Genomic DNA, 5,076 nt, shown 5'->3' on the forward strand with positions numbered 1-5,076 from the left:
GATAAAGGATTTTTTAAAAATAAAATAAAAACTGGCGGCGGCCTACTCTCCCGCTTTCGCAGTACCATCGGCGCTGGTGGGCTTAACTTCTGTGTTCGGAATGGGAACAGGTGAGCCCCACCGCTAAAACCACCCTAAAGAAGGTATATAAGGTTGCAGGATGTTGGTAGTAGGCAGCAGGCATTCCCTGCTTCCTGATAGCTACCATCTGCTACCTGTTTTAAGCGATAAAAACTTTCACAAAGACAAAACCTTCAATGCACATAAAGCACTTGGTTTATATTAGTAACCATAGACTATAAATCTACGGGTAATTAGTACTACTCGGCTATGACATTACTGTCTTTACACCTGTAGCCTATCAACGTCGTCATCTCCAACGACCCTTAAAAGATGTCTCATCTTGAGGCGAGTTTCGCACTTATATGCTTTCAGTGCTTATCTCTTCCAAACGTAGCTACTCAGCGGTGCACCTGGCGGTACAACTGATACACCAGAGGTTTGTTCAATTCGGTCCTCTCGTACTAGAATCAAGCCCTCTCAAACATCTAACGCCCGCAATAGATAGAGACCGAACTGTCTCACGACGTTCTGAACCCAGCTCGCGTGCCACTTTAATGGGCGAACAGCCCAACCCTTGGGACCTTCTCCAGCCCCAGGATGTGACGAGCCGACATCGAGGTGCCGAACCTCCCCGTCGATGTGAGCTCTTGGGGGAGACTAGCCTGTTATCCCCGGAGTACCTTTTATCCTATGAGCGATGGCCCTTCCATACGGAACCACCGGATCACTATGTCCTGCTTTCGCACCTGATCGACTTGTAGGTCTCACAGTCAAGCACCCTTATGCCATTACACTCTACGCACGGTTACCAAGCGTGCTGAGGGTACCTTTGAAAGCCTCCGTTACTCTTTTGGAGGCGACCACCCCAGTCAAACTACCCACCACGCAATGTCCTTCTAAAAGAAGTTAGGCTCCAAGTAAGTAAAGGGTGGTATTTCAACGTTGGCTCCACCTACACTAGCGTGCAAGCTTCAAAGCCTCCCACCTATCCTACACATTACTTACTCAAAGTCAATACGAAGTTATAGTAAAGGTTCACAGGGTCTTTTCGTCCCATTGCGGGTAATCGGCATCTTCACCGATACTACAATTTCACCGAGCTCGTGGCTGAGACAGTGCCCAGATCGTTACACCATTCGTGCAGGTCGGAACTTACCCGACAAGGAATTTCGCTACCTTAGGACCGTTATAGTTACGGCCGCCGTTTACTGGGGCTTCAGTTAATGCCTTCGGTTTAACCCTAAGCACCTTCCTTAACCTTCCAGCACCGGGCAGGTGTCAGACCCTATACAGCATCTTTCGATTTAGCAGAGTCCTGTGTTTTTGATAAACAGTCGCCTGGGCCTCTTCACTGCGGCCACCATTGCTGATGGCGTCTCTTCTTCCGAAGTTACGAGACTATTTTGCCTAGTTCCTTAGCCACGACTCACTCGAGCACCTTAGGATTCTCTCCTCGACCACCTGTGTCGGTTTTGGTACGGGTTGCTTCACTTCGGCTTTTCTTGGATCAGATTACACTACAGCAGCTTCGCCCGAAGGCTAGGCCTTGACTATTCCGTCAGTCTTTAGCAGCTACATCCAACCGTCCCCTTTTTAGTGTGAGCAAGTATGGGAATATTAACCCATTGTCCATCCACTACCCCTTTCGGGTTCGCGTTAGGTCCCGACTAACCCTCAGCTGATTAGCATGGCTGAGGAAGCCTTGGTCTTTCGGTGAGCAGGTTTCTCGCCTGCTTTATCGTTACTTATGCCTACATTTTCTTTTCTATCCGCTCCACAATACCTCACGATACTGCTTCGGCGCAAATAGAATGCTCTCCTACCAGATATATCTAAAATATAAATCCATAGCTTCGGTAATATGTTTATGCCCGATTATTATCCATGCCGGACCGCTCGACTAGTGAGCTGTTACGCACTCTTTAAATGAATGGCTGCTTCCAAGCCAACATCCTAGCTGTCAATGCAGTCCAACCGCGTTGTTTCAACTTAACATATATTTTGGGACCTTAGCTGTTGGTCTGGGTTCTTTCCCTCTCGGACATGGACCTTAGCACCCATGCCCTCACTGCCGTAGAACATTTATTAGCATTCGGAGTTTGTCAGGAATTGGTAGGCGATGAAACCCCCGCATCCAATCAGTAGCTCTACCTCTAATAAACTTATATACGACGCTGCACCTAAATGCATTTCGGAGAGTACGAGCTATCTCCCAGTTTGATTGGCCTTTCACCCCTACCCACAGGTCATCCGAAGACTTTTCAACGTCAACCGGTTCGGTCCTCCACTCTGTGTTACCAGAGCTTCAACCTGCCCATGGGTAGATCACAAGGTTTCGCGTCTAATCCTACTAACTATCCGCCCTATTCAGACTCGCTTTCGCTCCGGCTCCGGTACTTAATACCTTAACCTCGCTAGTAAAATTAACTCGTAGGCTCATTATGCAAAAGGCACGCCGTCACAGCTTAATGCTGCTCCGACCGCTTGTAGGCGTACGGTTTCAGGTTCTATTTCACCCTTCTATTCGAAGTGCTTTTCACCTTTCCTTCACAGTACTTGTTCACTATCGGTCTTTCAGGAGTATTTAGCCTTGGAGGATGGTCCCCCCATATTCAGACAGGATTTCACGTGTCCCGCCCTACTCATTTATCATCAATATATGCCTTTCATATACGGGGCTATCACCCTCTACGGCTGTTCTTTCCAGAACATTCTATTAAACATATAACGACTTTTGGGCTAATCCGCTTTCGCTCGCCACTACTTACGGAATCTCTTCGATTTCTTTTCCTCCGGGTACTTAGATGTTTCAGTTCTCCGGGTTTGCTTCCCCTAAGGGATGACTGGTCTTCAACCAGACGGGTTGCCCCATTCGGACATCTGCGGATCAATTCGTGTGTGCCAATCCCCGCAGCTTTTCGCAGCTTACCACGTCCTTCTTCGCCTCTGAAAGCCTAGGCATCCGCCATACGCCCTTAACGATTTCTTTCCTATTGGTTACTCAAGCGCTTTATGCGCTCGGTTTTCTCTTTGTGATGTCTTTACCGTTAATGTCAATGATCTTAATATCTTCTTGTCCAATTGATGAACAGATGTTGTTTTTGGCTCCATCCGTAACTTTTAAATCAATCTTCCAAAACTGTGGAGAATAAGGGAGTCGAACCCTTGACCTCCTGCGTGCAAGGCAGGCGCTCTAGCCAGCTGAGCTAATTCCCCCTCTAGTAGAAATTTTAAATTCTAGATTATATATTTTAAATGAAACATACGTTATATTCTAAAATCTATAATTTATAATCTATAATTCCCTTCAATTAGTAGTCTCGGGCAGGCTCGAACTGCCGACCTCTACATTATCAGTGTAGCGCTCTAACCAGCTGAGCTACGAGACTTTGTATGAGTAATGGGTGATGAGTAATAAGTTATTCCTTTTCCTCTTCTTCATTTCTCAATCTCTTTCCCTATACTAATTTCTAGTGGGTTTTGTATTTTTTTATATAACCAACCAAACAAAAAACTAAAGCTTGAACTTTAAGTAAGTGCTTTGTACTTGCGTACTAATTTTGTTTATCGTCTAATGACGCTCTAAAATGAGATGTTCCAGCCGCACCTTCCGGTACGGCTACCTTGTTACGACTTAGCCCTAGTTACCTGTTTTACCCTAGGCAGCTCCTGTTACGGTCACCGACTTCAGGTACCCCAGACTTCCATGGCTTGACGGGCGGTGTGTACAAGGCCCGGGAACGTATTCACCGCGCCATGGCTGATGCGCGATTACTAGCGATTCCAGCTTCATAGAGTCGAGTTGCAGACTCCAATCCGAACTGAGACCGGCTTTCGAGATTTGCATCACTTCGCAGTGTAGCTGCCCTCTGTACCGGCCATTGTATTACGTGTGTGGCCCAAGGCGTAAGGGCCGTGATGATTTGACGTCATCCCCACCTTCCTCTCTACTTGCGTAGGCAGTCTCACTAGAGTCCCCAACTTAATGATGGCAACTAGTGACAGGGGTTGCGCTCGTTGCAGGACTTAACCTAACACCTCACGGCACGAGCTGACGACAACCATGCAGCACCTTGAAAAATGTCCGAAGAAAAGTCTATTTCTAAACCTGTCATTTCCCATTTAAGCCTTGGTAAGGTTCCTCGCGTATCATCGAATTAAACCACATAATCCACCGCTTGTGCGGGCCCCCGTCAATTCCTTTGAGTTTCATTCTTGCGAACGTACTCCCCAGGTGGCTAACTTATCACTTTCGCTTAGTCTCTGAATCCGAAAATCCAAAAACGAGTTAGCATCGTTTACGGCGTGGACTACCAGGGTATCTAATCCTGTTCGCTCCCCACGCTTTCGTCCATCAGCGTCAGTTGTTGCTTAGTAACCTGCCTTCGCAATTGGTGTTCTAAGTAATATCTATGCATTTCACCGCTACACTACTTATTCCAGCTACTTCAACAACACTCAAGACCTGCAGTATCAATGGCAGTTTCACAGTTAAGCTGTGAGATTTCACCACTGACTTACAGATCCGCCTACGGACCCTTTAAACCCAATAAATCCGGATAACGCTTGCACCCTCCGTATTACCGCGGCTGCTGGCACGGAGTTAGCCGGTGCTTATTCGTATAGTACCTTCAGCTACTCTCACGAGAGTAGGTTTATCCCTATACAAAAGAAGTTTACAACCCATAGGGCCGTCGTCCTTCACGCGGGATGGCTGGATCAGGCTCTCACCCATTGTCCAATATTCCTCACTGCTGCCTCCCGTAGGAGTCTGGTCCGTGTCTCAGTACCAGTGTGGGGGATCACCCTCTCAGGCCCCCTAAAGATCGTAGACTTGGTGAGCCGTTACCTCACCAACTATCTAATCTTGCGCGTGCCCATCTCTATCCACCGGAGTTTTCAATATCAAGTGATGCCACTTAATATATTATGGGGTATTAATCTCCCTTTCGAAAGGCTATCCCCCAGATAAAGGCAGGTTGCACACGTGTTCCGCACCCGTACGCCGCTCTC

The 5,076-nt window shown here is 47.4% G+C and carries 2 tRNA genes and 3 rRNA genes; all 5 read right to left on the reverse strand.

Annotated elements, in window-relative coordinates:
• Positions 1 to 29 precede the first annotated feature (29 nt).
• Positions 30 to 137, reverse strand: a 5S ribosomal RNA gene (rrf, locus tag OL225_RS21955).
• A 157-nt stretch (positions 138 to 294) separates the two neighbouring features.
• A 23S ribosomal RNA gene (locus OL225_RS21960) occupies positions 295 to 3,052 on the reverse strand.
• Positions 3,053 to 3,205: 153 nt separating this feature from the next.
• Positions 3,206 to 3,279, reverse strand: a tRNA-Ala gene (locus tag OL225_RS21965).
• A gap of 99 nt (positions 3,280 to 3,378) precedes the next feature.
• Positions 3,379 to 3,452, reverse strand: a tRNA-Ile gene (locus OL225_RS21970).
• A gap of 196 nt (positions 3,453 to 3,648) precedes the next feature.
• Positions 3,649 to 5,076: ribosomal RNA gene (locus tag OL225_RS21975) — 16S ribosomal RNA — on the reverse strand; the annotation flags it as partial.

The sequence above is a fragment of the Chryseobacterium viscerum genome (genome assembly GCF_025949665.1).
Lineage (GTDB): Bacteria > Bacteroidota > Bacteroidia > Flavobacteriales > Weeksellaceae > Chryseobacterium > Chryseobacterium viscerum_A.